The sequence below is a fragment of the Micromonospora terminaliae genome, assembly GCF_009671205.1.
Taxonomy (GTDB): Bacteria; Actinomycetota; Actinomycetes; order Mycobacteriales; family Micromonosporaceae; genus Micromonospora; species Micromonospora terminaliae.
Genome location: NZ_CP045309.1, coordinates 3,195,991 through 3,222,374, shown reverse-complemented (window position 1 = coordinate 3,222,374; position 26,384 = coordinate 3,195,991). Strand labels below are relative to the sequence as shown.

General features: G+C 73.3%; 25 protein-coding genes. 14 read left to right on the top strand and 11 right to left on the bottom strand.

The annotated features are described in order from the left end of the window. Positions 1 to 54 precede the first annotated feature (54 nt). Positions 55 to 1,029 (bottom strand): SDR family NAD(P)-dependent oxidoreductase, encoded by a 975-nt coding sequence (locus tag GCE86_RS14535; protein ID WP_154227466.1) that lies wholly within the window; start codon positions 1,027 to 1,029, stop codon positions 55 to 57. Between the two features lie 83 nt (positions 1,030 to 1,112). On the opposite strand from GCE86_RS14535, the gene GCE86_RS14530 reads away from it, so the two are divergent. Then, positions 1,113 to 2,039: an AraC family transcriptional regulator gene (locus tag GCE86_RS14530; RefSeq protein ID WP_154227465.1), complete on the top strand. Its 927-nt coding sequence runs from the start codon at positions 1,113 to 1,115 to the stop codon at positions 2,037 to 2,039. Positions 2,040 to 2,048: 9 nt separating this feature from the next. Here GCE86_RS14530 and GCE86_RS14525 read toward each other — a convergent pair whose 3' ends face one another. After that, positions 2,049 to 3,650 (bottom strand): FAD-binding oxidoreductase, encoded by a 1,602-nt coding sequence (locus tag GCE86_RS14525; protein ID WP_239542417.1) that lies wholly within the window; start codon positions 3,648 to 3,650, stop codon positions 2,049 to 2,051. Between the two features lie 54 nt (positions 3,651 to 3,704). Here GCE86_RS14525 and GCE86_RS14520 point away from each other — a divergent pair, with 54 nt between their 5' ends. Beyond that, on the top strand, positions 3,705 to 4,166 hold the full coding sequence (locus tag GCE86_RS14520) for a YdeI/OmpD-associated family protein (RefSeq protein WP_154227464.1): 462 nt from the start codon (positions 3,705 to 3,707) through the stop codon (positions 4,164 to 4,166). A 63-nt stretch (positions 4,167 to 4,229) separates the two neighbouring features. On the opposite strand, the gene GCE86_RS14515 is transcribed toward GCE86_RS14520, so the two are convergent. Then, positions 4,230 to 5,423: an endo-1,4-beta-xylanase gene (locus tag GCE86_RS14515; RefSeq protein ID WP_154227463.1), complete on the bottom strand. Its 1,194-nt coding sequence runs from the start codon at positions 5,421 to 5,423 to the stop codon at positions 4,230 to 4,232. A 278-nt stretch (positions 5,424 to 5,701) separates the two neighbouring features. Between GCE86_RS14515 and GCE86_RS14510 the strand changes: the two genes are divergently transcribed. After that, positions 5,702 to 6,721: a LacI family DNA-binding transcriptional regulator gene (locus tag GCE86_RS14510; protein WP_154227462.1), complete on the top strand. Its 1,020-nt coding sequence runs from the start codon at positions 5,702 to 5,704 to the stop codon at positions 6,719 to 6,721. A gap of 39 nt (positions 6,722 to 6,760) precedes the next feature. On the opposite strand, the gene GCE86_RS14505 is transcribed toward GCE86_RS14510, so the two are convergent. Continuing rightward, complete coding sequence (locus GCE86_RS14505) at positions 6,761 to 7,765, bottom strand: LacI family DNA-binding transcriptional regulator (RefSeq protein WP_154227461.1); 1,005 nt, start codon at positions 7,763 to 7,765, stop codon at positions 6,761 to 6,763. Between the two features lie 141 nt (positions 7,766 to 7,906). Here GCE86_RS14505 and GCE86_RS14500 point away from each other — a divergent pair, with 141 nt between their 5' ends. The 4 genes from GCE86_RS14500 to GCE86_RS14485 are packed head-to-tail and all read left to right on the top strand — an operon-like array spanning position 7,907 to position 13,441. Then, positions 7,907 to 9,217, top strand: coding sequence for an extracellular solute-binding protein (locus tag GCE86_RS14500; protein ID WP_154227460.1), 1,311 nt, complete (start codon positions 7,907 to 7,909; stop codon positions 9,215 to 9,217). After that, positions 9,214 to 10,212, top strand: coding sequence for a carbohydrate ABC transporter permease (locus GCE86_RS14495; RefSeq protein ID WP_154227459.1), 999 nt, complete (start codon positions 9,214 to 9,216; stop codon positions 10,210 to 10,212). Before GCE86_RS14500 ends, GCE86_RS14495 begins: the two co-directional genes overlap by 4 nt. After that, on the top strand, positions 10,209 to 11,075 hold the full coding sequence (locus GCE86_RS14490) for a carbohydrate ABC transporter permease (protein WP_154230503.1): 867 nt from the start codon (positions 10,209 to 10,211) through the stop codon (positions 11,073 to 11,075). Before GCE86_RS14495 ends, GCE86_RS14490 begins: the two co-directional genes overlap by 4 nt. 41 nt (positions 11,076 to 11,116) lie before the next feature. Beyond that, positions 11,117 to 13,441 (top strand): beta-xylosidase/alpha-l-arabinosidase, encoded by a 2,325-nt coding sequence (locus tag GCE86_RS14485; protein WP_154227458.1) that lies wholly within the window; start codon positions 11,117 to 11,119, stop codon positions 13,439 to 13,441. Between the two features lie 145 nt (positions 13,442 to 13,586). Here the strand turns inward: GCE86_RS14485 and GCE86_RS14480 are convergent, their stop codons facing one another. Next, the gene (locus GCE86_RS14480) at positions 13,587 to 13,769 is read right to left on the bottom strand and encodes a hypothetical protein (RefSeq protein ID WP_154227457.1); all 183 of its coding nucleotides are present in this window, start codon (positions 13,767 to 13,769) and stop codon (positions 13,587 to 13,589) included. A gap of 26 nt (positions 13,770 to 13,795) precedes the next feature. On the opposite strand from GCE86_RS14480, the gene GCE86_RS14475 reads away from it, so the two are divergent. Continuing rightward, the gene (locus tag GCE86_RS14475) at positions 13,796 to 14,791 is read left to right on the top strand and encodes a glycoside hydrolase family 11 protein (protein WP_154227456.1); all 996 of its coding nucleotides are present in this window, start codon (positions 13,796 to 13,798) and stop codon (positions 14,789 to 14,791) included. 49 nt (positions 14,792 to 14,840) lie between these two features. Here GCE86_RS14475 and GCE86_RS14470 read toward each other — a convergent pair whose 3' ends face one another. Both GCE86_RS14470 and GCE86_RS14465 read right to left on the bottom strand, forming a co-directional pair. Further along, on the bottom strand, positions 14,841 to 14,999 hold the full coding sequence (locus GCE86_RS14470) for a hypothetical protein (protein WP_154227455.1): 159 nt from the start codon (positions 14,997 to 14,999) through the stop codon (positions 14,841 to 14,843). Positions 15,000 to 15,087: 88 nt separating this feature from the next. After that, a complete protein-coding gene (locus tag GCE86_RS14465; protein WP_154227454.1) occupies positions 15,088 to 15,852 on the bottom strand; it encodes an SDR family oxidoreductase in 765 nt (254 codons plus the stop codon). A gap of 208 nt (positions 15,853 to 16,060) precedes the next feature. On the opposite strand from GCE86_RS14465, the gene GCE86_RS14460 reads away from it, so the two are divergent. After that, on the top strand, positions 16,061 to 16,675 hold the full coding sequence (locus tag GCE86_RS14460) for a dihydrofolate reductase family protein (RefSeq protein ID WP_154227453.1): 615 nt from the start codon (positions 16,061 to 16,063) through the stop codon (positions 16,673 to 16,675). Between the two features lie 22 nt (positions 16,676 to 16,697). On the opposite strand, the gene GCE86_RS14455 is transcribed toward GCE86_RS14460, so the two are convergent. Then, positions 16,698 to 17,138, bottom strand: a complete 441-nt coding sequence (locus GCE86_RS14455; protein WP_154227452.1) for an OsmC family protein — start codon at positions 17,136 to 17,138, stop codon at positions 16,698 to 16,700. Positions 17,139 to 17,229: 91 nt separating this feature from the next. Between GCE86_RS14455 and GCE86_RS14450 the strand changes: the two genes are divergently transcribed. Further along, complete coding sequence (locus GCE86_RS14450; protein WP_244317295.1) at positions 17,230 to 18,351, top strand: NAD(P)-binding domain-containing protein; 1,122 nt, start codon at positions 17,230 to 17,232, stop codon at positions 18,349 to 18,351. Positions 18,352 to 18,410: 59 nt separating this feature from the next. Then, positions 18,411 to 18,860, top strand: coding sequence for an iron chaperone (locus tag GCE86_RS14445; RefSeq protein WP_154227450.1), 450 nt, complete (start codon positions 18,411 to 18,413; stop codon positions 18,858 to 18,860). Between the two features lie 54 nt (positions 18,861 to 18,914). Here GCE86_RS14445 and GCE86_RS14440 read toward each other — a convergent pair whose 3' ends face one another. Continuing rightward, positions 18,915 to 19,931, bottom strand: a complete 1,017-nt coding sequence (locus GCE86_RS14440; protein WP_154227449.1) for an ArsR/SmtB family transcription factor — start codon at positions 19,929 to 19,931, stop codon at positions 18,915 to 18,917. A 78-nt stretch (positions 19,932 to 20,009) separates the two neighbouring features. On the opposite strand from GCE86_RS14440, the gene GCE86_RS14435 reads away from it, so the two are divergent. Next, entirely contained in the window at positions 20,010 to 20,516 is a 507-nt protein-coding gene (locus tag GCE86_RS14435; protein WP_154227448.1) for a tetratricopeptide repeat protein, read from the top strand. A gap of 97 nt (positions 20,517 to 20,613) precedes the next feature. Then, positions 20,614 to 21,858, top strand: coding sequence for an MFS transporter (locus GCE86_RS14430; RefSeq protein WP_154227447.1), 1,245 nt, complete (start codon positions 20,614 to 20,616; stop codon positions 21,856 to 21,858). A gap of 107 nt (positions 21,859 to 21,965) precedes the next feature. Here GCE86_RS14430 and GCE86_RS14425 read toward each other — a convergent pair whose 3' ends face one another. Next, a complete protein-coding gene (locus tag GCE86_RS14425) occupies positions 21,966 to 23,339 on the bottom strand; it encodes an MFS transporter (RefSeq protein ID WP_204341975.1) in 1,374 nt (457 codons plus the stop codon). Continuing rightward, on the bottom strand, positions 23,336 to 23,683 hold the full coding sequence (locus GCE86_RS14420; protein WP_154227446.1) for a nuclear transport factor 2 family protein: 348 nt from the start codon (positions 23,681 to 23,683) through the stop codon (positions 23,336 to 23,338). The genes GCE86_RS14425 and GCE86_RS14420 overlap by 4 nt, the downstream gene beginning before the upstream one ends. A gap of 77 nt (positions 23,684 to 23,760) precedes the next feature. On the opposite strand from GCE86_RS14420, the gene GCE86_RS14415 reads away from it, so the two are divergent. Further along, entirely contained in the window at positions 23,761 to 26,376 is a 2,616-nt protein-coding gene (locus GCE86_RS14415; protein ID WP_154227445.1) for a helix-turn-helix transcriptional regulator, read from the top strand. Positions 26,377 to 26,384: the final 8 nt, after the last annotated feature.

The following is a 26,384-nucleotide window of genomic DNA, read 5'->3' as shown; positions in this document are numbered from 1 at the left end:
CGGCCGGCCCGCGGCGGGCCGCTCACGCCGGCCGGGCCGGGCTGCGCCTTCCGGTCACCGTCGGCGAGCGCCGAGGGTTTCCTCGGCGTACGTCCAGAGCCGGTCCGCCGCGGCCGGGTCCACGGAGTGCTCGGCCACCCCGGTCATCGGCTCCGGGCCGCCCGGGACCACCGCCGCCTCCTGGTTGTCCTCGAAGTAGCGGCCGGTGACGCCCTCGACCAGCGGCGACGCGGCCAGCAGCACCGTGGTGGCGGCGCCCTGGGCGGGGGTCTTGTAGTGGTCCGGCACGGCCACGGCGCCCGTCTCGTCGGTCGTCACTCCGAAGGAGCGCAGCGTGTCCTCGCTCAGGTGGCGTTGCAGGTTGGTGATGATGACGCCCGGGGCCAGGGCGTTGGCGGTGATCCCGTCGGCGGACCACCGGCGGGCGATGCCGACGGCCAGGAGGACGTCGGCGGTCTTCGACTGGCTGTACGCGGTCCACGGGTCGTACGGGCGGCGAGCGAAGTGCGGGTCGTCGAAGTCGATGCCGGCCCGCAGTTGCGCGCCCGAGCTGACCACGACGACCCGGGCGGAGCCGGCGGACCGGAGGCTGTCGCGCAGGCCCCGGGCGAGCGCGAAGTGGCCGAGGTGGTTGGTGGCCAGCTGCAGTTCCCAACCCTCCGGGGTCAGCCGGCGGTCCGGGACCGCCATGATTCCGGCGTTCGCGATCAGGGCGTGCAGCGGTCCGGTCCACCCGGCCACGAAGGCGTCGACGGAGTCGAGGTCGGCCAGGTCGAGCGCGAGGGCCCGGACCGTGCCCGGGCCGGGGCCGGTGAACTCGGCCACGAGGTCCTCCGCGCGGGCGGGGTCGCGGGTCGCCACGGTGACCTCCGCGCCGGCGCGGGCGAGGGCGCGTACGGTCTCCCGGCCGATGCCGGAGGCGCCCCCGGTGACGATCATGCGGTGCCCGGTGAGGTCGACGCCGGCGATGATCTCGTCGGCGGTGGCGCGGGCGGTGAAGGGTGTGGTCAGGCGTGTGCTCTCGGTCATGACGGCAACGCTACGACCGGCGAACTGGACGAACTATAGTTTGGCGTCCGCAGAAGTTTAGCCAGCGTCCGAGAGGGGTGCGCGTGGACCCGTTGGAGGACGTGCTGTCCCTGATCGGGGCGACGAGCCGCCTGTCCGCCGCCCTGGCGGCCGGAGGGCCGTGGGCGCTCCGGTTCGACCCACCCGCCGGGGTGAAGTTCAACGTCGTCCGCCGCGGGACCTGCTGGCTCCGGGTGGACGGGGTGGCCGATCCCCTCAGGCTCCGGGAGGGGGACTGCTTCCTGCTGACCCGGCCGGTCGCGTTCACCCTGGCCAGCGACCTGGAGCTGCCGGCCGAACCGGCGGGCCCCCGGTTCGCCGCGGCCGTCGACGGCGTGGCCCGGGCCGGGGCCGGCGACGAGGTGTTCCTCGTCGGGGGCGCGTTCACGTTCAGCGACCGCGCCCAGGCGCTGCTGCTGGACGGCCTGCCGCCGGTCATCCACGTGGCGGCCGGGACGCCCGAGGCCGCGGCCGTGCGGCGGGCGGTCGAGGAGATCGACACGGAACTGCAGCGGAACGCGGCGGGGGCCCGGCTCGTCGCCGAGCACCTGGCGATCGTCATGCTGGTGCGGATCCTGCGCCTCTACCTCGCGGGGGAGGCCGGCCGTACCTCCTCGGGCTGGTTGGCCGGCCTGACCGACCCCACGGTGGCGACCGTCCTGCGACGGATGCACGCCCGGCCCGCCCACCCCTGGACGGTCGCCGAACTGGCGCGCACCGCGGCCGTGGCCCGCTCCACCCTGGCGGCCCGGTTCAAGCAGGTGGTCGGGCAGGGCCCGCTGGAATACCTCACCGCGTGGCGCATCGAACTGGCCGCCGACCGCATCCGCCGCGGTGACGGCACCGTCGCCACCATCGCCCGGGACGTGGGGTACGGCTCGGAGAGCGCCTTCAGCGTCGCCTTCAAACGCACCATCGGTCTCTCGCCGCGCGCCTATCGCGCCGCCGCCGCCACCGCGCGATCGGACTAGGAGCGCGGCTCAGTCCACGAGCACGCCGGGATTGAGGATGCCCTGGGGATCGAGCGCGGTCTTGGCGGCACGCAGGGCCAGGGCGAACGGCTCCGGGCGCTGCCGGTCGTAGCCGGGGCGGTGGTCGCGGCCGACGGCGTGGTGGTGGGTGATGGTGGCGTGATGGCGGTGGAGGACGTCGGTCGCGACGTCCTTGAGGTGGTCCCAGACGGCGACCTCGTCGCCGGGACGGCCGCCGGCCAGCACGGTGAAGTAGGGCGCCGCTCCGTCGGGATAGACGTGCGTGAGGCGGCAGTTGACGGTGGCGGGATGGCCGGTGGCGGCGCGTGCGGCCGCGCCGACCTCGGCACGGACCGCGTCGATCAGGGCCGGAAGCCGGGTCCAGGTGGCGGCCGTCTCGAAGGTCTCGACGACGGCTCCCATCCGGGCGAGGCCGTCCCGCAGGTACGGCATCCGGAGGAACGCGGCGCGCCAGGCGTCGACCGCCTCGTCGCCCCGGGGCCCCGCGCCGGAGGAGGGCGTCCCACCGTGTGCGCGGGCCAGGTCCAGCGCCTGAGCGAGCGCGGCGTCCACCGGTACGGCAGCCGACTCGAAGCCGAGGACGAGCAGGGACGAGCCGTCCCGGGCGGCGCCGGACAGCGCGGCCTCGCCGGGGTCGAGCAGCCGGCAGTTGGCGGGGGAGAGGCCGGACTGGGCGATCGCCCGGACCGCGCGCAGCGCGGCACCGAAGTCGGCGAAACGGACCGACGCGGAGGCCCTGTGGTGGGGGCGCTCCTGCAGCCGCATCCACGCCTCGGTGATGACGCCCAGGGCACCCTCGGACCCGAGGAACAGCCGGTCCGGAGACGGTCCCGCGCCGGATGCGGGCACCTGCCACGACGTGCCGGCGCCGGCCGGGGTGACCACCCGCAGGGACTGGACGAAGTCGTCGATGTGCGTGTGGACGGTGGCGTAGTGGCCGCCGGCCCGGGTGGCGAGCCAGCCGCCGAGCGTGGAGAACTCGAAGCTCTGCGGGAAGTGCCGCAGCGTCAGGCCGTGCGGCCGGAGCTGGTTCTCCAGCGGCGGGCCGAGGACGCCGGCCTGGATGCGGGCGGCCCGGCTCTCGGGGTCGACCTCCCACACCCGGTCCATCGTGGTCAGGTCGAGGGACAGCACGGCCCGGTGCGCGTCGCCGCGGTACTCCACGCCCCCGGTCACCGAGGAGCCCCCGCCGTAGGGGATCACGGCCACGCCGCGGCCGCCGGCCCACTCCAGGAGGTCGGCCACGTCCTGGTCGTCCGCCGGCCGGGCGACCAGGTCGGGTATCCGCCCGGGACGGCCGCGCAGCGCGCGGATCACGTCCCGGTACGCCTTGCCCATGGCGTGCGCGGCGCGCGCCTCGGGGTCGTCGGTGACCAGGTGCGCGAGGCTCGGTGGCGGCTCGACGGCGGGCCGGGCGATCCGCAGGTCGGCGACCCGGGGTACGGGGAGCGGGCGCGCGAGCGTGCCGGGCAGGAGTGCCCCCAGCGCCGCGCAGGCGGCGTCGTCGGGGTGTTCGTCCGCCCAGCCCCAGCCCCACCAGGAGCGGGCGCGGGCGGTGCGGCTCGCGGCCGCCGTGTCGGCCATGGTCATGCCGGTATCCATCCGATCACCGAACCTACCGATTGGTAATACTACGATGGCGGCATGGCCGAGACCCTCACCGTGACGTTGACGTTGGAGCAGCGCGGTCCGGCGGGAGCGTTCGTACTGACCGACGAGCAGGTGTCCGTCGTGGGGGAGGGGCGCCGGACGTTCCCCGTGCGCGTGCACGTCAACGGGGTGACGCTGCCGCTGCGGCTGGCCCGGATGGGCGGCGAGAACCTGATCGGGCTGTCCCGCGCGGCGCGGGAGCAGGCCGGGGTGAGCATCGGGTCGGCGTACGAGGTGGCCGTCGCCGCCGACGCGGAGCCCCGTACCGTCGAGGTGCCCGAGGACCTGGCCGCCGCGCTCGCCGGCGACGCACCGGCGCGGGCGGCGTTCGAGGCGCTGGCCCCCTCGCACCGCAAGGAGTTCGTCCGCTGGGTGGGCGAGGCCAAGCGGGAGGCCACGCGGGCGCAGCGCGTCACGAAGACGATCGAGATGCTCCGCGCCGGCCGGCACCGCTGAGCACCTGAGGCGATCCGGGGCGCGACCGGTCGACCGACCGGCCCCGCCCCGGACCCTCCGCGGCTAGCGGCGCGGCCGCTGCGGCACGCGCGGCAGGACGTACGGCGGGCCACTGTAGACGAGGTCGGCCTTCATCTCCTGGTACGCCCGCTTGGGCTGGTAGTTCTCGTCGTAGATGGTGGCCAGGCCCTCCGGCGGGTCGGAGAACCAGCCGGGCACCCAGGAGTGCTTGTCGGTGAATCCCCAGACGGTGAACGACAGGCAGTGCTTCTCGGCCAGGCAGGCCCTCAGCAGCGCGCTGAAGTTCGCCGCGGAGGCCTGCAGGCGCGGGTTGATCTCGTTGGAGTCACCGGCCTGGACCCCCTCGGTGAGCTGGCTGCGCACGTCGACCTCGGTGAACGCCGTGGCCAGCCCCAGCCCGGCGAATCTCCGCAGCGCCTCGGCGACCTGGAAGGTGTCGAAGTTGCCGTACTGGGTGCCGAGGTGGCCCTGGCTGCCGATGCCGTCGATCGGTACGCGCTGCGCCAGCAGGCTCTTGGCCATGTCGTACACGAACTGGGTCTTGTCGTTCGCGGGATCCCGCGAGCCGAAGGCCTCGATGTTGTAGTCGTTGTAGAACAGCAGCGCGTGCGGGTCGGCCGCGCGGGCCCACCGGAAGGCGTCGGCGATGTAGCCGGGGCCGAGGTGCTCGGCCCAGAACCCCTTGTAGTGCAGGGTCGACGGGGTGTCCCAGGGGTCGCTGACCGCCTCGTTGACCACGTCCCACTGCCAGATCCGGCCCTTGAAGTGGGTGACCACGGCGGTGATGTGCCGGCGCAGGATGTCGCGCAGCTCGGTGTCGCTGATGGAGCCGTCGGCCACACCGCTGGTCAGCCAGCCGGGCAGCTGGTTGTGCCAGACCAGGACGTGCCCGCGTACGCGCTGGTTGTTCTGCTCGGCGAAGGCGAGGAGCCGGTCGGCGGGCCCCCAGTTGTAGGTGCCGCGGGTCGGCTCCAGGCTCTCCCACTTCATCACGTTCTCGGCGGTGACCGTGGAGAACTCCGACGCGGCGAGCTGGCGGTACCGCGGGTCGGCGGGGTCGTCGAGGGCGGCCATGTCGACGGCCGTGCCGATGGCCAGGCCGTGGCGCTGCGCGAGGGTGCGCAGGCTCTGGTCGGCCGGGTCGTAGGGGCGGCCGGCTGTGGCCGGCACGCTGCTGAGGGTGGCGGCGGTGGCCACGGCGACCGCGCCGGCGGTTATCCATCGTCGCAGTTTCATGGGCTTTCCTCCGGGTGCGAACGGGTCGACCGGTGCGTAAGGACAGCTGGTTCGAGTGCGGCCGAGCCGAAACTTCCGAGCAAAGTTCCGGTAACTGGGCCGGAACAATACGGTCGTCGATTCCCGCCGTCAACCACCCCGGCATCCGGAGCCCACTCCGGCGCGGCAGAGCCTTGACCCGGGACGCGGTCGGTCCTACCGTGCCCCCAAGCGATCGAAAGTACCGGCCGTCCGACCGAAAGCCGCCGGAGGCTCGGGTGAGGACGAGAGGGAGACCGGTGACCGCGGACGAATCCCGGAAAGTCACCATCGCGGCGATCGCGCGGCTGGCCGGCGTCTCGGTGCCGACGGTGTCGCGGGTCGTCAACGGCCGCTCCGACGTCGCCCCCGAGACGCGCGAGCGGGTCGAGGAGCTGCTCAGCCGGCACGGCTACCGCCGCCGCCGGCCGAGCATGCGGGCCAGTTCCGGCCTGATCGATCTGGTCTTCAACGACCTGGACAGCCCCTGGGCCGTCGAGATCATCCGTGGGGTCGAGGATGTCGCGCACGCGGCGGGCATCGGCACCGTGGTGTCCGCGATCCACCGGCGCAGCTCGTCGGCCCGGCAGTGGCTGGACAATCTGCGCACCCGGTCCACCGAGGGGGTCATCTTCGTGACCTCCACCCTGGAGCCGCCGCTGCAGGCCGAGCTCCGCCGACTCAACATCCCCGTCGTGATCGTCGACCCCGCCGGGGTGCCGCCGCAGGAGGCGCCCACCATCGGCGCGACCAACTGGGCGGGCAGCCTGCGCGCGACCGAGCACCTGCTCGGTCTCGGTCACCGGCGGATCGGGTTCATCGCCGGGCCGCCCCAGCTGATGTGCAGCCGGGCACGCCTGGACGGCTACCGGACGGCGTTGGAGACCGCCGGTCTCGGCGTCGACGACGAGCTGATCCGCCCGGGCAACTTCTACCACGAGGCCGGGTTCGCCGCCGGTAACCAGCTGCTGCGCCGGCCCGACCCGCCCACCGCGATCTTCGCCGCCAGCGATCAGATGGCGCTGGGTGTCTACGAAGCCGTCCGGCGACGCGGCCTGCGGGTGCCCGACGACATCAGCGTCGTCGGCTTCGACGACCTGCCCGAGGTCGAGTGGTGCTCCCCGCCGCTGACCACCGTCCGGCAGCCCCTGGCCAAGATGGGCCTGCTGGCCGCCCGCACGGTCCTGCGCCTGGCCCGGGGCGAGCGGATCGAGAGCCCGCGCGTGGAACTGGCCACCGAGCTGGTCGTCCGCGACAGCGCGGCCCCGCCGGCCACCTGACGCGCGGCAGCGCCCGGCCCGCCCGGCGTGGCGGCGGCGTCACCGGTAGGGGCGGCAGGAGGCCCGGACGACCAGCTCGGTGGGCAGCCGGATGTGCGTGTCGCGCTCGACGCCGGCGATCAGGTCGATGAGCAGGCGCAACGCCTCGCCGCCCATGCGCTGCAGCGGTTGCATGATCGTGGTCAGCGGAGGGTTCACCAGCGCCGACTCCGGGACGTTGTCGAAACCGATCACGGACAGATCGTCGGGCACCGCGAGGCCCATGCTCCGGGCGACGTCCATCGTCGAGATCGCCGAGAGGTCGTTTCCCGCGAAGATGGCCGTCGGCCGGTCCGGGAGCGCGAGCAGTTCCGCCGCGGTGCTGGCAGCGCTCTCGACCCGGAAGCCGCCGACGCGCACGATCCGCTCGTCCACCGGCACGTCGGCGTCGGCCATGGCCTTGCGGAAACCGGCCTCGCGGAGGCGCGCCGACTCCAGGTCGGGGCGTCCGCTGATGTGCCCGATGCGGCGGTGGCCGAGCGACAGCAGGTAGTTGGTGGCGAGCACGGCGCCGGCGAAGTTGTCCGAGTCGACGGTGGGCAGGCCGGACGGGCCGGTGTGGGGGTCGACGGCCACGACGTGGAAGCCGTCCTTGGTCTCGATCACGGTCGGCGTGACGATCACGGCGCCGTCGATCAGGGTCCCGGACAGGCGGGCCAGCGAGCGCCGTTCCCAGCCTATGGCGGCGCCCTCGCCGTCGCCGCTGGAGTAGGCCAGGAGCTGGTATCCGCTGCCGGCGACCTCCCGGGACGCCCCCTTGAGCAGTTCGGTCGAGAACGGCTCGAACTCGGCGACCAGGATGCCGAGCACGTTGGTGCGGTGGCTGCGCAGGCTCTGCGCCCCGAGGCTGGCCTCGTAGCCGAGCTCGTGGATGACCTGCTGGACGCGCTCCACGGTCGCCTGGGCCACGCCGTAGCGGCCATTGACAACCTTCGATACGGTTGCCACCGAGACGCCGGCGGTACGTGCCACGTCCGACATCTTGACGCGCTCGGGGAACACCACGCCGACGATGATAGAGCCGCCGCTCAGACGCCGTGCAGGAAGATTCGAAAACGTTATCGATACCGATTGACACTGTGTTACGCGGCTGTAAAACTCCCCCGCAGGCCGAGTACCGCGACTGCCTGATGGAGGAGAACATCGATGGCGACGAAGCGCCGTGCAGGTGCCGCCCTGGCACTTCTTGTGACAAGCGCTCTCGTCGTCGCTGGTTGCAACAGCGGCGGCGAGGACGAGGCGTCCAGTGAGGGCGAGCTGTACAAGAACCCGGTGACCCTGACCTGGTGGCACAACGCGCCCCAGGACGGGCCCGGAAAGACCTACTGGGAGAAGGTCGCCAAGGACTTCTCCGCGCTCCACCCGACCGTCAAGATCGAGATCGAGGCGATCGAGACCAACCAGCTGCAGCGCACCCGCATCCCCGCCGCGCTGCTGAGCAACGACCCGCCGGACGTCTTCATGTCGTGGGGCGGCGGCGAGATGGTCGAGCAGGTGGAGGCCGACTACCTCAAGGACATCACCGACCAGACCAAGACCGAGGTTGCCAACATGGGCAAAGCGGCCGAGATCTGGCAGGTGAACGGCAAGCAGTACGGCCTGCCGTTCCGGATGGGCATCGAGGGCATCTGGTACAACAAGGACATGTTCGCGCAGGCGGGCATCAGTGCTCCGCCGACCACGTTCGAAGAGCTCAACGCCGCGGTCACGAAGCTCAAGGCCATCAACGTCACCCCGATCGCCGTGGGCGCCGGGGACAAGTGGCCCGCCGCGCACTGGTGGTACAACTTCGCGCTGCGCGCCTGCTCGGTCGACACCCTGAAGAAGGCGTCCAAGGACAAGGTCTTCGACGACCCGTGCTTCGTGAAGGCCGGCCAGGACCTGAAGGCCTTCATCGACACCAAGCCGTTCCAGAACAACTTCATCGCCACGCCGGGCCAGAACGACCCGACCAGCGCCAACGGCCTGCTCGCCAACGGCAAGGCCGCGATGGAGCTGATGGGCGACTGGAACCGGGGCACGCTGGACAACGTCGCCACGGACAAGGCCAAGCTCGCCAAGTTCCTCGGCTGGTTCCCCGTGCCGGCGATCTCCGGTTCCGCCGGTGACCCCAAGGCGGCGCTCGGCGGCGGCGACGGGTTCGCCTGCTCGAAGAAGGCCCCGGCCGAGTGCGTCGAGTTCCTCAAGTACATCGCGAGCCCCGAGGTGCAGAAGGGCTACGCCGAGACCGGCACCGGCCTGCCCGTGGTCAAGGGCGCGGAGGCCGGCATCACGGACCCCGCGCTGAAGTCCATCCTGCAGGCCACGTCCGAGGCGAGCTACGTCCAGCTCTGGCTCGACACGGCCTACGGCAGCACCGTGGGCACCGCGATGAACGACGGGATCGTCGGCATCTTCTCGGGCAAGGGGACGCCGGAGCAGGTCGTCGCGGGGATGAAGGCAGCCGCGAGCAAGTGACCTCCACCGACCGAACCCGGTTCCCCGCCGGCGGCGTCTCGGCGCCGCCGGCGGGTCGCCGGCCCGCCGGGCGCCCGTCGTCCCGCCGGGCCGAGACTCGCCGCAAGTGGTACGAGATCATCGGGCTCACGACGCCGGCGCTCGTGGTCTACGTGATGTTCGTGCTGGTGCCGATGGGCTTCGCGGTCTACTACAGCCTGTTCCGGTGGCGTGGCGTCGGACCTCCCACCGAGTACATCGGCTTCAAGAACTACACCCTCGCCTTCCAGGACCCGATCTTCCTGGACGCGTTGCGCAACAACGCCATCATCGTGTTCGGTTCGCTGCTGATCCAGGGCCCCGTCGCCCTGGGCATCGCGCTGCTGCTCAACCGTCGCTTCCGCGGGCGCGCCGTGTTCCGCCTGCTGGTGTTCGTGCCCTACGTGCTCGCCGAGGTCACCGTCGGCATCATGTGGAAGCTGATCCTGGCCGAGGACGGCACGGTCGACGCGCTGCTGCGGTCCCTGGGACTGGGCAGCCTGGTGCAGGCGTGGCTCGCCGACCTGGACGTCGTCATCTGGACGCTGCTCTTCGTCCTCACCTGGAAGTACGTCGGCTTCGCGATCATCCTCCTGCTCGCCGGCCTGTCGAACGTGCCGCACGAACTGACCGAGGCCGCGGCGATCGACGGCGCGAGCTGGTGGCAGACCCAGCGCCACGTCACCCTCCCGCTGCTGGGGCCGACGATCCGGATCTGGATGTTCCTGTCGATGATCGGTTCGCTGCAGGTCTTCGACGTGATCTGGGTGACCTCGGTGCCCGCGATGCGGTCGCTCGGAGCCTCCGGGACCATGGCGACGTACATGGTGGACAACGGGTTCTTCGCCCGGTTGTGGGGCTACGGCAACGCCGTCGCCGTGATCCTCTTCGCCATCTCGTTCGTCGCGGCGCTGCTGTTCCAGCGCTTCCTCCTCCGCCGGGACATCGAGGGCGCCATCACCAAGGGGGCGAACTGATCGTGGCAACGAACTCCGTCCACTCCCCGTCCGCCGGCCGTCGGCCGCTGTCGTGGGGCACCCCGCTGACGTACGCGCTGGCGCTCGCCGTCGCGGCCGTGTCGATCGCGCCGATCCTCTATGTGATCATCGGTGGTTTCCGCACCACTCCCCAGATCGTCGACGACCCGGGCGGCCTGCCCGATCCGTGGGTCTTCGACAACTACCGCCGGGTGCTGACGCAGAGCAAGTTCTGGCAGCAGGCGTTCAACAGCGGCGTCATCGCCCTCGGCACCACGCTCGGCGTGGTGGTGCTCGGCATGGCCGCCGCGTTCGTGCTCGCCCGGTACGCCTTCCGCGGGCGGGAAGCGCTCTACACGTTCTTCACCCTCGGCCTGCTCTTCCCGGCCGGGGCGGCGATCCTGCCGCTCTACCTGATGCTGCGGGACCTGGATCTGGTCAACTCCTACTACGCGGTGATCCTCCCGCAGGTCGCCTTCCAGTTGCCGCTGACGATCGTGATCCTGCGGCCGTTCCTGTCCGCCATCCCCCGCGAGCTGGAGGACGCCGCCGCCATCGACGGCGCGGGCCGGCTCGGCTTCCTCTGGCGCATCGCGCTGCCGCTGTCGCGGCCCGCGCTCGTCACCGTCGGGGTCCTGGCGTTCGTGGCGAGTTGGAACGCGTTCCTGCTGCCGCTGCTCGTCCTCGGCGACGTCAACCTGCACACCCTCCCGCTGGGGGTGCAGAACTTCTCGAGCCAGTTCTCCACCGACACCGCGGGCGTCCTCGCCTTCACGTCGCTGGCGATGCTGCCCGCGCTGTTCTTCTTCACGCTCGCGGAGAAGCAGATCGTCGGCGGCCTGCAGGGCGCGGTCAAGGGCTGAGCGACAGCGGTACGAAGCACAACCCAAAGGAAAGGCACAGCATGACTGAGGTCCACGCGGTCGTGGCCGGGCCGGCACCGGCCCAGGCGACTCCCGACCACGACCGGCCGGACGGGCGCGCCGGCGAGGCGCGCGTACGTGAGCTGCTCGGCCGGATGACGATCGAGGAGAAGATCGCGCAACTCGTCGGCTTCTGGGAGAAGGAGGACGGCGAGGCGGTCGCACCCCTGCAGGGCGAGTTCGGCGACGCCGTCAAGCTCGAGGACTTCGCCCGGCACGGACTCGGCCACCTCACCCGGGCCTACGGCACCCGCCCGATCGACGCCACCGAACGGGCGGCCTGGCTGTGGAAGTTCCAGCGGGACCTGGTGACGGGCACCCGGCTGGGGATTCCGGCGCTCGTCCACGAGGAGTGCCTCACCGGCCTCTCGGCGTGGAAGGCCGCCACCTTCCCCACGCCGCTGGGCTGGGGCGCCGCGTTCGACCCCGAGCTCGTCACCGAGATGGCCGCGGCGATCGGGGCCTCGATGCGGGCGCTCGGCATCCACCAGGGGCTCGCCCCGGTGCTCGACGTGATCCAGGACCCGCGCTGGGGCCGGGTCGACGAGTGCATCGCCGAGGACCCCTACCTCGTCGGCACCATCGGCACGGCGTACGTGCGCGGCCTCCAGTCGGAGGGCGTGCACGCCACCCTGAAGCACTTCGCCGGCTATTCCGCGTCGCGCGCCGGGCGCAACTTCGCCCCGGTGCACGCCGGCCCCCGTGAGCTGGCCGACGTGCTGTTCCTCCCGTTCGAGATGGCGATTCTCGACGGGAACGCCCGCAGCGTCATGCACTCCTACACCGAGATCGACGGCGTGCCGGTCGCCGCCGATCCGGCGATGCTGACCGGCGTGCTGCGGGACCGGTGGGGCTTCGACGGGACGGTGGTGTCCGACTACTACGGCGTCGCCTTCCTGAACCTGCTGCACCACATCGCGGCCGACAACGCCGAGGCGGCCGTGCAGGCGCTGGCTGCGGGTGTCGACGTCGAGCTCCCGACGGGGGACGCCTACCTGACCCTGCGCGAGAGCGTGCGGGCCGGCACGCTCGACGAGGCGCTCATCGACCGGGCGGTGCTGCGGGTCCTGCGCGAGAAGCTCGAGCTCGGGCTGCTCGACGCCACGTTCACGGACGAGCCGCCGCAGGGGGTCGACCTCGACTCGCCGGAGCACCGGTCGATCGCCCGCCGCCTCGCCGAGGAGTCGGTCGTCCTCGTCGCCAACCGGGAGGTCCTTCCCCTGCCCGCGGGCCGGCGCGTGGCGGTCATCGGGCCGAACGCCGACCGGCAGGCCGCGCTCTTCGGGTGCTACTCCTTCCTCAACCACGTGCTCGTCCAGCACCCCGGCGTGGAGACCGGCATCGAGGTGCCGACCATTCTCGACGCGGTGCGCGACGAGTTCGGCGCCGATCTCGTCACCTGGGCGAGCGGCTGCGACGTCGACACCGACGACCGGTCCGGCTTCGCGGAGGCCGTCGCCACGGCATCCGCCGCGGACGTCGCCGTGCTGGTCGTCGGTGACCACGCCGGTCTCTTCGGGCGCGGCACGGTCGGCGAGGGCTGCGACCGGGAGGACCTGGAACTGCCCGGAGTCCAGCGCGAGCTCGTGGAGGCCGTGCTGGCCACCGGAACGTCGGTCGTGCTCGTGCTGCTCACCGGCCGGCCGTACGCGGTCGGCTGGGCACTGTCGCGCTGCGCGGCGGTGGTGCAGGCGTTCTTCCCGGGCGAGGAGGGGGCCGGAGCGATCGCGGGCGTGCTCTCCGGGCGGGTGAACCCGTCGGCCAAGCTGCCGGTGAGCCTGCCCCGCTCGGCGGGGGCGCAGCCGTACTCGTACCTGCACCCCGCGCTCGGGGAGGGCAGCGAGGTGACCAACCTGCCGGCGACGCCCGCGGCGGAGTTCGGCCACGGCCTCTCCTACACGACGTTCGAGCACGCCGGCCTGAGCGTGCCCGCCACGACGCCGACCGGCGGGGCGCTGCACGTGACGGTCCGCGTGACGAACACCGGGGGAGTGGCCGGCGACGACGTGGTCCAGCTCTACGGTCGCGACCTCGTGGCCCCGGTGACCCGGCCGGTGGCACAGCTGCTCGGATACCGGCGGATCCACCTGGAGCCGGGCCAGTCGGTCACCGTCGAGCTGACCGTTCCCACCACCCGTCTGGCCTTCTCCGACCGCACGCTCACCCGGGTCGTCGAGCCGGGCGACGTCGAACTCTGGGTCGGCACGAGCATGCGGCGGGACACCGAGGCGTCGACCACCCTGGTCGGTGCGACAGTGCCGGTCACCAACGACTCCCCGCGCTGGACGACGTCCGAGATCAGGTGAGGCCACTCCGCCGGGCGTCCCCGTGGACGCCCGGCGGGCCGGCACCGGGGCGCGCCGGCCTGATCCGGCGCCTCCCGAAACTTCCGGGACCCGTATCCCGATGCTCGACCTCGATGGTCATGATCGAGTCGGCCGTTGTCGATTCTCACTGCGTGGAATCCTGCGTCTGAGCAGGGCTGATGAAGATTCGGCGTCCTTCCTGGAAGCGGATCGGCTTCCACAACATTTCCGGAAGTCGTTGACAATCCGGCGGCACGCCGCCGATGCTTTCGCCATCGACGTTCGTCCATTCCCGTCGATGCGAACCACCCCGCGAGCGCTCCTCCACCAGCCGTCCAGAGAGGAAGCACGTCCATGACCGACACCCCCGTCCGACCGCGGACCCGCCGCGGGCGCCTCCGGATGCTCCTCGGCGGCGCCTGTGCCGCCGTCCTGGTGACCGCCGGCGCCACCGCCCTGCTGCCCAGCCCCGCGCACGCCCAGACCGTGACCTCGAACTCCACCGGGACGCACAACGGCTACTTCTATTCCTTCTGGAAGGACAGTGGCAACGTCTCCATGACCATGGGTGACGGCGGCCAGTACAGCACCCAGTGGAGCGGCATCAACAACTTCGTCGCCGGCAAGGGCTGGAACCCCGGCGCCCGCCGGACCGTGACCTACTCCGGCAGCTTCAACCCGTCCGGCAACGCCTACCTGACCCTCTACGGCTGGACGCGGAATCCCCTCGTCGAGTACTACATCGTCGACAGCTGGGGCACCTACCGGCCGCCGGGCGGCCAGGGGTTCATGGGCACGGTCACCACCGACGGCGGCACGTACGACATCTACCGGACGCAGCGGGTCAACGCGCCCTCCATCGAGGGCACCCGGACCTTCTACCAGTACTGGAGCGTCCGGCAGTCGAAGCGGGTGGGCGGCACCATCACCGCCGGCAACCACTTCGACGCGTGGGCCCGCTACGGGATGAACCTGGGCAGCCACGACTACCAGATCCTGGCCACGGAGGGCTACCAGAGCAGCGGCAGCTCCAACATCACGGTGGGCGGCGCCGCCCCCAACCCCACCACGCCGCCGCCCGGTGGCGGCGGCTGCACGGTCAGCGTCAGCCGCGCCGAGGAGTGGAGCGACCGGTTCAACGTGACCTTCTCGGTCAGCGGTAGCAGCAACTGGGTCGTCACCATCCGCACGAACGGCGGTCAGACGCTGCAGAACAGCTGGAACGCCTCGATCAGCGGCACCAGCGGCACGCTCACGGCGCGGCCCAACGGCAACGGCAACAACTTCGGCATCACGCTCTACAAGAACGGCAACTCCACCACGCCCACCGCGAGCTGCGCGACGGGCTGACCGAAGATGCGGGTGGGGTGCCGCCGGGTGGGCCGGCACCCCACTCCCGTCAGCGTCTGGCCTCCTGCTTGGCCATCTCGGGCCGTTCGCCCCTGCCGACCTTCCGCAGCGCGTCGCGGAGCTGCTTCTCGCTCATCTTGGAGTTGCCTTCGATGCCCGCGTTGTGGGCCTGTTGGCGAAGTTCGTGCAGTTGAGCCCGGTCGCCCATGTGGGCCTCCCCGTGGTGCGGTGGCGCGGGCGGCCCCGCGCCCTGTCGCCCTTCGTCTTCCCGGGCCCTCCGGGGGCAAACGCCGTCGCTACCGGGCCCGGGCCTGCTCCGCCTCCTGGGCCGCCAGCCAGTCGTCGAAGGTCGTCGGCGCCGTCCGGGCATCCGGCCCCGGCAGCAACACGTTGCCCGCCATGTCCGGGCCGAGGATCGACTCCCACGTGGGAACGAGCCGCATCTCGCGCCCGAGCGCCCGGTGGGTGCGGCGGGCCATGTCGACGAGATCCTGACGGTCCGGGCCGGCCACGTCACGGTGGCGTCCCTGCGGCGGGCCACCGGCCACCTCGGCGAGCACCTCGGCGACGTCGGCCGGCGCGATCGGCTGGATGAGCAACGGCGCGAGGTAGGCCGTCCCGTCCCGTGCCGTCCAGGTGGCGACGGTCAGGGCGAAGTCGAAGAACTGGGTGACCGGCACGATGGTCCACGGCACGTCGCCGGCCGAGACGAGGCGCTCCTGTTCCCGCTTGCCGGAGTAGTGCGCGGTTCCGGCGATGCGGTGCACCTCGACGATGGAGAGCAGGACGTGGTGCCGGACCCCGGCGTCCCGCTCGGCTCGCAGCAGGTTCCCGGTGGCGGCGGCGAAGTAGGCCGCGGTGGCCTCGCGGTCGGCCGGCGGCGCGCTGATCGCGTCGACGACGACGTCGACCCCGGTCAGCGCCTCGTCCAGCCCGCGGCCGGCCACCAGGTCGACACCGTGGGACCGGCTGAGCGGGACCGGATCGTGGCCGTGACGGCGCAGGGCGGCCATGGTCAGCGACCCGATGTTGCCGGACGCGCCGGCGACGGCCACCCGCATGTCTGGCTCCTGTCTCGGCCCGGTGCGCGGCGCGTCCACGCGCCGGGAACCAGGGTAGGGCAGAGCCGACGTGCTCAGTCCTGGAATCGGGTCACCCGATCCGGCCGACGGGAGCTTCCCGGCGCGTACGGGACGGTGGCCGGCCGGCGAATTTGGGATGCTGCCACGGTCGACCTGTCGACAGCACCCGACTCGAAGGGACCTTGCGATGGCAAAGGTGATCTCCACGCTGTTCATCTCGGCCGACGGCGTGGCCGAGATCGACCCCGACTGGCACTTCCCGTACTTCGACGAGAACATGGGCCGCGCCGTCACCGAGGACTACGACACCGCGGACGTGCTGCTCATCGGCCGGGTGACGTACGACAGCTTCGCCGGGGCCTGGCCGGACCGCGAGGCCGCGGGTGGGGACGACGCCCCGTTCGCCAAGCAGCTCGGAGACACGCGCAAGGTGGTCGTGTCGCGCCAGCCTCTGGAGTTCTCCTGGCGCAACTCCGAGCGGATCGAGGGCGACCTGATCGAGGCCGTCGCCGCGCTCAAGGCCGACGCCGGCAGCAAGGGCATCCTCATCCCGGGGTCGATCTCCGTGGTGCAGCAACTGCTCGCGGCCGGGCTGGTCGACGAGCTGCGCCTGCTGGTGCACCCGGTGGCCGCCCGCAAGGGCCGCAGGCTGTTCGACGACGGCGACACCCCGTACCACTTCGGGGTGGCGGCGACGGAGGCGTTCCCCACCGGCGTGCTGCGGGTGATCTACACGCCGGCTGCGGCACCCGGGAAGGTCGGCTACGCCGACGTCACCGACCAGGTGCCGGGAGCGAAGTAGCCGCAGGGGACGGGCCGAAGGCTCAGTCCGCGCCGGAGCCCGTGTCGACGATCTCGACGGGAGTGCCGGTTTCGACGGTGCGCGAGACGGTGCAGAGCCGGTCGTGCGACTGCCGCAGCGACCGGGGCAGCGCCTCTCGCGCGCTGTCGCCGTCCGCTCCCGCCGGGAACGTCACGGCGAACTCGACCCGGAGGTTCCGCATCCGGTTCCCGCCGGTCTCGTCCCGGATCTTGTCGCCGGTGACCGTGACGGAGAACTGGGCGGGCTCGGCGCGGCGGCTCGTGATGAGGTCCACGTCGACCGCCGTGCACCCGCCGATGGCAGCCAGGAGCAGCTCCACCGGCGTGAAGTCGCCGTCGTCACCCGTACCCATCGACATCGACCCGCCGCGGGCGTTCCGCACGACGTAACGTCCCACGCTGGTGCGCTCGATCTCCACCGAGCGGAAGGTGTCGGCACTCATGACCGGCACGTTACCGCTGTGAGATCCGTCGCCGGCGGGAAGGGCCTGCCGAGCCCGCGACGTTGTGGGGCACGTGCCGGACACGGATGTGGTGGTTGTCGGAGCGGGGCAGGCGGGCCTGTCCAGCGCCTACCACCTGCGGTCCTCCGGTCTCGACTTCGCCGTCCTGGACGCCGACGCGGCGCCCGGCGGGGCCTGGCGGCACCGCTGGCCGACGCTGCGGATGGCGACGGTCCACGGCATCTTCGACCTGCCCGGACTGCACTTCACGCCGCCACCGCCGGACGAGCCGGCCGCCGACGCGGTGCCGGCCTACTTCGCCGCCTTCGAGCGCGAATTCGATCTCGACGTGCGGCGGCCCGTCGCCGTCACGGCCGTCCGGGACGCCGACGACGGACGGCTCCTCGTCGAGACCGACAAGGGCACCTGGACCACCCGCGCACTGATCAACGCGACGGGAACCTGGACCAGGCCCTTCGTGCCGTACTACCCGGGACAGGAGACGTTCCGCGGTCGCCAGCTGCACACCGCCCACTACCGCGGGCCGGCGGAGTTCGCCGGGAAGCGGGTGGTGATCGTCGGGGGCGGGGCGTCGGCCGTGCAGCTCCTGACCGAGATCGCCGACGTCGCGGCGACGACGACGTGGGTGACCCGCCGCCCGCCGGTGTTCCGCGAGGGGCCGTTCACCCCGGACTACGGCCGCGAGGTGGTCGCCACGGTGGACGCGCGCGTCCGCGCCGGCCTGCCCCCGGGCAGCATCGCCAGCGCGACCGAGCTGGCGTGGACACCGCAGCTCGTCGCGGCCCGGGACCGCGGTCTCCTCCGGCGCCGGCCGATGTTCGACCGGATCCTCCCCGACGGCGTCCTCTGGCCCGACGGCACGGCCCAGGACGTGGACGTCATCTTCTGGTGCACCGGCTTCCGGCCGGCGCTGGACCACCTGGCCCCGCTGCGGCTGCGCGGCCCCCGCGGCGGCATCGTCATGGACGGCACCCGGGTGGTCGCCGATCCCCGGATCCACCTGGTCGGCTACGGACCGTCGGCGAGCACCGTGGGCGCGAACCGCGCGGGGCGGGCGGCCGTCCGCGAGCTGCGCGCGCTGCTGGCCCATGGCACCGACTACCCGGGCGGCCCACGGGTACGCCGGACACCGCCGTACGCCCCGCACATCCGATCAGGAATCAAGAAGCACCTCGCCGATGGTCGCGCCTAGCCTTCTTCACAGGCGGCCGGCAGCACGCCGGGCCGTGAACGAGAAGAGGGAGCACGAGGATGTCCGCGAAGAACGCCAGCACCGTGTCCGACGGCTTCAGCGCCGAGGAGCGCGCCGCCATGAAGGAGCGCGCCGCCGAGCTGCGCGCCGAGGGCAAGAAGGGCGCCAAGAAGGCCGACGACCTGCAGGCGGTCCTCGACCGGATCGCGCAGATGGCGCCGGACGACCGGGCGCTCGCCGAGCGTGTCCACGCGGCGGTGACCGCGGCCGCCCCGGAGCTGGCACCGAAGACCTGGTACGGGATGCCCGCCTACGCGAACGCGGCCGGCAAGATCGTCGTCTTCTTCCAGGACTCCGGCAAGTTCAACTACCGCTACTCGACCCTGGGCTTCCAGGACACGGCCAACCTCGACGACGGTGACCTGTGGCCGGTGTCGTACGCGCTCCGGACGTGGAGCCCGGCGGTGGAGAAGCAGGTCACCGAGCTGGTGAAGGCCGCCGTCTCCTGACCGGGCCTTTCCTCGGGCTCCTCGGCATCATCGTGATGATCGTCTTCCATGGCGTCACCAGCGAGGGTCTCCCGCGGTGGCGGAGGCGGGCAGCGCGCCGCTGAGCAGCGCGCTGCCCAGCGCCGTGCGGCGGTACCGGATCTCGTGGCCGTGACGCTCGCCCACCACCATCCCGGCGTCGCGCAGCACGGTCAGGTGCTGGGAGACGGTGCCGGCCGCGAGGGCGTGCCGGTGGGCCAGGACGGTGGTGCTGACCGGCTCGGTCAGGCCCGCCAGCAGGATGGCGCGGCTGCGTCCGATGAGACGGCCGGCGGCCGCCAGCTCCGGAGCCCGCGTCGACTGCCACAGGGTGCCCAGGCCGCGCGCCGGATAGATCACGGTGGGCTGCCACGGCTCGTCGAGGATCACCAGGACCTGGTCGAACTTGAACGCGCTCGGGATCAGCAGCAGGCCCTCGCCGGCGAGCCGGCGGTCCTCGTGGTCGCCGCGGTCGCGGGTGAGGACGCCGTCGTGCCAGCGCAGCTGGGGGTGCAGTTCGGCGAAGAGCCGGTCGAGGCCGCCCTCGGCGAGCCGGCGGCTCTGGAAGGCCACGTCGGCGTCGAGCAGGGCGCGGACGTTCGGCCACGCCGGCTGGATCACCTCGCGCCACACGTCCCGGACGACCCCGGTGAGCAGGCGCAGCGCGTCGGCCGGGTCGGCAAGCAGCCGCCGGCCCACGGCCGTCCGCGCCGCGCCCGGGGTGTCGCGCAGCGAGCGGGCGACCTCCTCGGCCACCCGGTCGAGCGGCGTCGCCTCGACGCGCGCCAGCTCCTCCTCGAACCGGGGGCGCGCCGTGGTGGGCGGCGGGGAGAGGAAGTCCGGGCTGTAACCGCGCCGGGGTTGCAGCAGCGTGACGGGCCGCAGGTCCAGGGCGTCGAGGCGGTGCTTCATCGCGTGCAGGAAGCCCTGGTGGTAGCCGGGGCTGTCCTCGGGGGTGGTCAGGCGGATGGCCTCGATCGTCTCGAGCACCGGCGACACGGCGAACCGGCAGCGCATCAGGTCGGCCGGGCCGAACCGCAGGGTGATCGCCATCTTCCGCCTCGGGGTCGATGATTCGGCCCTCGCCGAATCACTGGCGGCACCCTACCCGCTCCGGCCACCATCGCCCGCATGACGACATCGCCGGACTGGGAACGGCGCAGCGCCGAGCTGTGGGCCACCATCGACAACCACGAGCCCGAGGAATTCCGCAAGCGCGTCGACGCGCTCGCCGCCGAACTGCCCGACGGCGATCCGGTGGCCGCGTTCGAACGCGCCTGCGCCTTCGACTCCACCGGCCACTCCGACCGGGCCGTGCCGCTGTACCGCGCCGCGCTGGCCGGCGGCATCTCCGGTATCCGCCGCCGGCGCTCGGTGATCCAGCTGGCGAGCTCCCTGCGCAACGTGGGCCGGGCCGAGGAGTCGGTCGAGCTGCTGACGGCCGAGCGGCAGCAGCCCTCCGACGAACTGGACGACGCGGTCAGCGCCGCGCTCGCGCTGGCGCTGGCCAGCGTGGGCCGGGAACGGGAGGCGGTCGCCGTCGCGGTCGCCGCCCTGGCCCCGCACCTGCCTCGCTACCAGCGGTCCATGGCCAACTACGCCCGCCTGCTCGTCGAGCCCGAGGAGACGGAGCGCTAGGAGGCGCCGGCCGGCGGGCCCGGTCGTGCCCGGCGAGCTTCCCGTCGGGCACGACCGGGCCGCGTGAGCGCCGCGCGGGAGGGTAAGCAGCCAGGTCGTGACCGCTCCATCGACATCCGCCCCGGTCCCGACGGTCGCCGCGACGCCGGCACCCGCGGCGGAACACCGGGTGCTGGCGCGTTACCTGGCCGCCGCGGTCACCGCCCGGCTGGCCGACGAGGGCGCCCGGGTGGCGGTCGTGCTGGTCGCCCTGGAACGGACCGGACGGGCGAGCCTCGGTGGCCTGCTGATCGCGGCGTTGATGATCCCGCACGTGGTCGCGGCCCCGGTGGCCGGCGCCGCCGCGGACGGCGTACGGCACCGTAAGCCGCTCTACGCGGCGGCCTTCGCGACGTACGCCCTGTGTCTGGCCGGAGCGGCGGAGTTGATCGGCCGGTTCACGGCGGCGGCAGCGGCGCTGCTGATCGTCGCGGGCTGCGTCGCTCCGCTGCTGCTGGGTGGCCTCAGCAGCCTGCTGTCCGAGCTCGCGCCGGGCACCCTGCCCCGTGCCTTCGTCCTGGACTCCACCACCTACGGCGTCGCGGGGATCGCCGGACCCGCGGTGGCGGCTGTCGTCGCGGGCGCCCTCGGCGCGTCCTGGTCGCTCGTCGTCCTCGGGCTCTGCGTCCTGGCGGGCGCCCTCGCCTTCCTGGCCCTTCCCCTTCCCGTCCGGGCGCGGGGCCGTCGCCCGTCCCGGACGACCGCGTCGCTCGGCGGGTTGAGCGTGCTCGTGCGGCGGCGCCGACTCGGCGCGGTGACCGTCACCTCCGGGCTCAGCCAGCTCGGGCTGGGCGCCCTGCCCGTCGCCGCCGCGTCGGTGGCCATCCACACGGACCAGCCGGCCCTGACCGGCCTCATCATGTCCGCCACCGCGGGCGGTGGCCTGGCCGGGGCGCTGCTCTGCCTCCGGCTACGGGTGCTCCACCGGCGCCCGGAGCGGGTCCTGCTGATCTGCACCGGCGCCATGGCGGCGCCGCTGCTGCTGACCGCGGCGCTGCCCGGGAAGTGGCCGCTCCTGCTGTTGTTCGCGCTGGCCGGCCTCATCGGCAGTCCCGTCATCGTCGCGCTCTTCGCGGTCCGGGACCGCGAGGCCCCGCCGGCGGTCCGGACCCAGGTCTTCACCCTCGGCGCGGGAATCAAGGTGACCGCGGCCGCCGCCGGGGCGGCCGTCGCCGGCCTGGCGACCGCCCACGGCCCCGCACCGCTGCTCGCCGCCATCGCCGCCTGCCAGCTCGTCGGGGCCGGGGCCGGCGCTCTCCTGCTGCCGGCCGGACGGCGACCGGGAACCGTCGCTGACGGCTGACCGCTCCGCCGCCGGACGGAGCGGGAACCCGTCGGCGACGGCTGACCGTCCGGCTGCTCGACGCCACCGGCCGCCGTCCGGGTGGACGGCGGCCGGTGCGATCGGCGTCAGCGGCGCGGCAGCAGTTGGATGACGGCGGCCAGCGCCAGCTCGAGCGCGATGAGCGCGACCAGCCCGGCCCGGAACCCGCCGGTCAGGTCGGCGGCCTGGTAGAAGACGATGCCGATGAGGGCCACCCCGACCGCGTTGCCGGTCTGATTGACGGTGGCCAGCACGCCGGCGGCGGCGCCGGTGTGCCGCGGGCTGACCCGGGACAGCACGGTGGTGGTGAGCGGCGCGAGCGCGATGCCCATGCCGACGCCGTCCACGGCGAGCCCCGGCACCAGCCAGCCGGTTCCGTGCCCGGCCGCCGCCCACATGGCGTACAGGCCAACCACCATGATCAGTGCGCCGACGGTGACCACCTGGCGGCCGAGCCGGGCGGCGATCCGGTGGGCGTACGTCGAGGTGGCCAGGTAGCCGGCGCCGATGGCGGTGAAGACGATCCCCGACTCCAGCGCCGACAGGCCCCGCTCCACCTGCAGGTAGAGGGCCAGGATGAGGAAGAAGGACGCCTGCCCCATCCAGAACACCTGGGTCGCCACCAGCCCCACCGAGAAGGCCCGCTCCCGGAACATCGACAGGTGCACCATGGGCTGGGCGCTGCGCCGCTGGGTCGCCACGAAGAGCGCGAACAGCGGCGCCGAGGCGGCCAGGCTCAGCCACGTCCACAGGGGCCAGCCCTGTTCGCGTCCCTCCACCAGCGGCAGCACCAGCGCCACCAGCGCCGCGCTGACCAGCACCGCGCCGGGCAGGTCGAGGCGGGTGGCCGGCTGGCGGGACTCGGGCACCCGGCGGAGGAGGGCCAGCGCCACCACCCCGACCGGCAGGTTGATGAGGAAACACAGCCGCCAGTCCAGGCCCCACAGGTCGGCCCGGATGAGCAGGCCGCCGATCAGCTGGCCGAAGACCGCGCCCAGGCCCATCGTGAGGCCGTACCGGGCGAACGCCCTGGGCTGCTCGGCCGGCGCCACGCTGGTCCGCACGATGGCCAGCACCTGTGGCATGAGCAGCGCCGCCGCGAGCCCCTGCAGCACCCGGGCGCCGACCAGGACGCCCGCGGTGGGCGCCAGCCCGCAGAGCACCGAGGCGCCGGTGAACAGCGCGAGGCCGAGCCCGAAGATCCGCCGGCGGCCGTACCGGTCACCCAGCCGGCCACCGGTCACCAGGCCGGCGGCCACCGCGAGGACGTAGCCGGCGACCACCCACTCCAGCGCCGCCGGACCGGCGTGCAGGTCGCGCTGCATCACCGGCAGCGCCACGTTGACGATGAACGCGTCGATGGCGGTCATGAACGTGGCCGTCAGCAGGACCGGCAGGAAGCCGACGGGCCCGGCGGCCGGGGTGGTGACCGGCGCCGGCCGCGCGGCCAGGACGGTCATGCCGGCACCCGGTCCAGGAAGCCGTGCACGGTGGCGATCCGTCCGTCGGTGACGACCGCGACGTCGAAGCCGACGACGATCGGCTCCTCGCCGCGCGGGCCGAGGTGCCAGGTGAAGCGGGCCAGGTCGTGGTGCGCGTCGACCGGGCCGGCGAGGCGGAACTCCAGCCCCGCGAACTGCTGCTGCACGGCGGCGATCAGCGCGTCGATCTGGTCGCGCCCCGCGACGGCGGCCAGCGGGTCGGTGTACGTCCCGTCGGCGGTCCAGACCTCGTCGATGAGGGCCCGGCGGGCGGTGGGGTCGGTGGTGTTCCAGGCGGCGAGGTACTTCTCGATCAGTTCCATGGCCACGACGCTAGGGATGATCCGGCGCCCCGGAATCGGTAGCGCTTAGGTATCGCGTACCTGTGTAGGGTGCGGGAATGTTGCACGGCCGCGCCGCAGAGCAGGACCGGATCGCGGCCCTGGTGGCGCGGGCCCGGGCGGGGGAGAGCGCGGCGCTGGTGCTGCGCGGCGGCCCGGGCATCGGCAAGACCGCGCTGCTGGACTGGGCCGCCGGGCTGACGTCACCGGCCGGCGGGCCGCCGCGGGTGCTGCGGGCCAGTGCGGCCGAGTTCGAGGCCGAGCTGCCGTTCGCCGGGCTGAGCCAGCTCGTGCGGCCCGCGCTCGACCGCCTCGACCGGCTGCCCGACCCGCAGCGGCAGGTGCTCGCCGCGGCGTTCGGGCTCGGTGGCGGCGCCCCGGCCGACCGGCTGCTGGTGGGGCTCGCGGTGCTGTCGCTCCTGGCGGACCTCGCCGAGGACGGCCCCCTGCTCTGCCTCCTCGACGACGCGCACTGGCTGGACACCGTCTCGGCCGAGGCGCTGCTCTTCGCCGCCCGCCGGCTGCACGCCGAGGGCGTGGTGATGATCTTCGCGGCCCGGGACGGGAGCTTTCCGGCCCCGGGCCTGCCCGAGCTGACCGTGGGCGCGCTCGCGCCGGCCGACGCCGTCCGGCTGCTCGACCCGCGGCTGGCTCCCGAGGTGCGGATGCGGGTGCTGGCCGAGGCGCGGGGCAACCCGCTCGCGCTGCTCGAGCTGCCCGGTGTCCTCGACGCCGGCGAGGCCGGCGGCCCGCTGCCGCTGACCGACCGGTTGCTGGCGGCGTTCCACGGCCAGGTCGACCGGCTGCCCGCCGGGACCCGGGCGCTGCTGCGCGTCGCCGCCGTCGAGGACACCGGCGACCTGGACGTGCTGCTGCGCGCCGCCGCACCCCTCGGCGCCGAACCCGCCGACCTGCGCCCGGCGGAGGAGGCCCGCCTCGTCGAGGTCACCGGACGGCGGCTGCGGTTTCGCCACCCGCTGGTCCGCGCCGCGGTGCACGCGGCCGCACCGTACCCAGAGCGGCTCGCCGTGCACCGGGCGCTCGCGGACGTGCTCACCGCGCCGGAGAGCGCCGACCGGCGGGCCTGGCACCTCGCCGCGGCCACCACGGGGCCGGACGAGGCGGTGGCCGCCGGGCTGGAACGCACCGCCGAGCAGGCCCGGGGGCGCAGCGGCTACGGCGCGGCGCTGGCCGCGTACGAGCGCGCCGCCGAGCTGAGCGGCGACCCGGCCGCGACGGCCCGCCGGCTGCTGCTGGCCGCGGAGAGCGGCCTCCAGTCGGGGCACCTCGGCGACGCGGTCCGGCTCGCCGAGCGGGCGGCCGGGCTGGTGGACGAGCCGGCCTTCCACGCCCGCGTGGCCTGGGTCGAGGGGCACGCCTGGTTCTGGCAGGGCGGCCACCAGACCGCGTACGACCTCATGACCCAGGGCGCGACGCTCGACCCGGAGCAGCGGGAGGCGCTGCTGGTGGCGGCGTTCCACCCGGCCTGGTACCTGGGCGAGCCGCACCTGGGCGACTGCCTCGACCGGCTGGCCACGCTCGACCATCCGGTGGCCCGGTACCAGGTGGCCGCCGTGCGGGGCCGGCCGCTGCCGCTGGCCGCCACCGCCGCCGAGGTGGGCGGCGAACCCCGCGACCGGCTGCAGCTCTGCGGCCTCGGCTTCGTGGCGGGCCAGGACTCCGAGACGTACGAGCTGGCGAGCGCCCTGGTCGCCCGCTGCCGGGCCGACGGCATCCTCGGGCTGCTGCCCACCCTGCTGTTCTTCCTCGCCGAGGCGGAGTTCTTCCACGGCCGGCACCGGGACGCCACGGTCAGCCTCGACGAGGCGGTCCGCGTGGCCCGCGACGGCGGCCAGCCGCTCTGGGTCAGCCAGTTGCGTGCCGTCCAGGCGGTGCTGGCCGCGGTGGCCGGCGACGAGGCGCGCTGCCAGGACCTGGTGGCCTCGGCGCTGGACGGCGCCACGGCGGGCGCCGAGGCCGGCGGCCGGGCGTGGACCCTTTGGGCGCTGGGCCTGCTCGACCTGGGCCAGGGCCGGGCCGAGTCCGCCGTGACCCGGCTCGCCGCGCTTCAGGAGGCCCCGTACGCCCACCAGGTGTGCGCGTACCGGAGCGTGCCCGACCTGGTCGAGGCGGCCGTCCGGGCCGGCGTGCCGGAGCGGGCCGAGGTGTCGTACGCCCGCTTCCGGGCCTGGGCGGAGCGGGTGGACCAGCCGTGGGCGACCTCCCTGGCGCACCGGTGCCGCGCGCTGCTCACCGGCGACGAACAGGACCATCTGCTCGCCCTGAAGGCCGGTGGCCGCCCGTTCGAGCAGGCGCGCACCGAGCTGCTGTACGGGGAGTGGCTGCGCCGCGCGCGGCGCCGTACCGAGGCGCGCGGCCTGCTGCACCGGGCCCTGCAGACGTTCGACCGGCTGGAGGCGGCGCCGTGGGCGGTGCGGGCCCGCGGCGAGCTGGAGGCGACCGGCCTGCGCGCACCGCAGCCCACGGCATCGGCCGCCGCCGACCTCACCCCGCAGGAGCTGCAGATCGCCCGGCTCGCCGGGCAGGGGCTCTCCAACCGGGACATCGCGGCGCAGCTCTTCCTCAGCCCCAAGACGGTCGCCTACCACCTGTACAAGGCCTACCCGAAGCTCGGCGTCACCGGCCGCGCCGAGCTGGGCGCCCTGGCCCTGTGAACGCCGGC